The organism is Pedobacter sp. JCM 36344 (assembly GCF_046546555.1).
Classification (GTDB): Bacteria; Bacteroidota; Bacteroidia; order Sphingobacteriales; family Sphingobacteriaceae; genus Pedobacter.
Map to the genome: position 1 here is coordinate 1 of NZ_JBKHKK010000038.1, position 1,948 is coordinate 1,948.

The window sequence follows — 1,948 nt, forward strand, 5'->3', positions numbered from 1 at the left end:
GTTAAGCCCACCAGAGCCGATGGTACTGCGGTAACACGTGGGAGAGTAGGTCGGTGCCAGATCTTAATCAAAATACCCTGTAGAGTAATCTGCAGGGTATTCTTGTTTATAGGCAGTTAAATCAGTATTTTTGTCATGAAATAAATTGTTGAACAGCTATTAGAAGTAATTATGACAACCTTAACTATTCAAATATCAGATAAAGATAGAGACTTGTTCGAGAGACTTGCTAAAAGGCTTAACGTTAAAATTCTCGAAGTTCTTGAGGAAGATCTACATCCAAATTTGGCGACCAAAAAGGCTATTTCCGATGGCAGATTGCGGAAGACTAAAAAAATCACCAATCTTGACTCGTTCTTTAAAGGACTTTAATGTACACCTTAAGTTTTACCAATAGGTTTGAGAAAGATCTTAAGTTAATCAAGAAACGTTCCCTGAAGGATCTGAACCTTATTATTGCTTTTTTACAAAACGAGCTAATTGTAAAGGGTGCGGAAGGACTTCCGCAAAAGTTTAGAGCCCACAAATTATCAGGAAACTACAAAGACAATTGGGAATGCCACATCAAAGGTGATCTCCTGATCATTTGGCTCGAAATCACCCCGGAAAATGAAATTATTTTAGTAAGAGTAGGCAGTCACTCAGATCTTTTCTAACTTTCGGAAACGCTACCGGAATAGTCTACCCACCTACCCTGGGTATGGGCGCAGGATATCGCTGCATATATTTCTGAAGAGATGGAAAAGACTTTCGAAGGCACGTGTTTCAAATGGTGGTCACCATATTCCTTCTGATATTATTGAACGAAGGTACTATAGAGGAATTCGCAACTTATATAATTTGTATATGCCAATTTGTGATCAGTGGATGCTAGTTGACAATATGGATAATTTACCTCAGATAATAGCAAGGTTTGATAGCTTAGGAAAAGCGGTTATTAATAACGAAATTTGGGATTCTATTAAGAAAGTAAGTAATGGATAAAACTATAGAAATAGGTCCTGAAGCATCATTTACGGATAAAGTTATGTTTGGTCTCAAAATAGCATTGCGTAAAATGACTGAAGAGGCAGCTTTACGTGATGACAGTCTCGTAATAGGAAAAAAGGATGGAACTTTTGAATTGGTTCCTGCCAAGGAGCTGTTAAAAACGCTTCCTGAATAACCACGCTATCTAGAAGCGTGGCCCAACACCGGCTATGGTTAGAAAGTTGTTTCTCAAATACTTACAATAATCATCACATACGAACATCAATTCCGAGAAATATTGTGAAAATGCTATACAACCGTGTGCTCATTGCAATCCGTAGGCTATGTTACATAGTATATTTAGAGAAATCAAATATAAACCAGTATGCTACGGATAATATTCTTAGACATTGACCTCGGCTATAAATATGCAGACGTTAAAAATCAACAGGAATTATTGAATAAAAACCTTAAAATAGCAAGACACGGATATTATATTGTTTGCGTCTTGGATCTTGATAGCGAAACGGTAATAAAAAAGTGTAACTCATTCTCAGCTCATTCTGGCTTTATTAAAAGCTGTTATCCTAACATTGCCCTGGAGCAACCTTTGTATAGGCCTCAATCTTGAAGTGGCAAGGCCACCAGTCTGGACCTAGGAGTAGCAATGTAATAAAAGCACAGATTCCATCCTACCAATGTAATGGCCTAATCACAGGTAAAATACAAAGTCAAAGAGAGCATGCGCATGGGGCGGGGCGGGTTCTGTGTAAACATAGAAATAGATAAAAACTATTTCTGTTTTAAACAAGAGCAAAAGGATGATCAGCGCTAATGCAAACAGGTAGGGAAGCCCACCAGAGCCGATGGTACTGCGGTAACACGTGGGAGAGTAGGTCGATGCCAGATCTTAATCAAAATACCCTTTAGAGTAATCTGCAGGGTATTCTAATCTGGGATACTAAGTAAACTAAGCCCT

Annotated in this window: 3 protein-coding genes; all 3 read left to right on the forward strand. The window is 38.3% G+C overall.

The features are described from left to right. Positions 1-171: 171 nt before the first annotated feature. The 3 genes from ACHFIZ_RS17820 (at position 172) to ACHFIZ_RS17830 (ending at position 1,165) form a co-directional block, all read left to right on the forward strand. Positions 172-372, forward strand: coding sequence for a hypothetical protein (locus ACHFIZ_RS17820; protein WP_410888313.1), 201 nt, complete (start codon positions 172-174; stop codon positions 370-372). Beyond that, positions 372-656, forward strand: a complete 285-nt coding sequence (locus ACHFIZ_RS17825; RefSeq protein WP_410888315.1) for a type II toxin-antitoxin system YafQ family toxin — start codon at positions 372-374, stop codon at positions 654-656. Before ACHFIZ_RS17820 ends, ACHFIZ_RS17825 begins: the two co-directional genes overlap by 1 nt. Positions 657-976: 320 nt before the next feature. Then, positions 977-1,165 carry a hypothetical protein gene (locus ACHFIZ_RS17830; RefSeq protein ID WP_410888317.1) on the forward strand — a complete coding sequence of 63 codons (189 nt, stop codon included), beginning with the start codon at positions 977-979 and terminating at the stop codon, positions 1,163-1,165. The last annotated feature ends 783 nt before the right edge of the window (positions 1,166-1,948 follow it).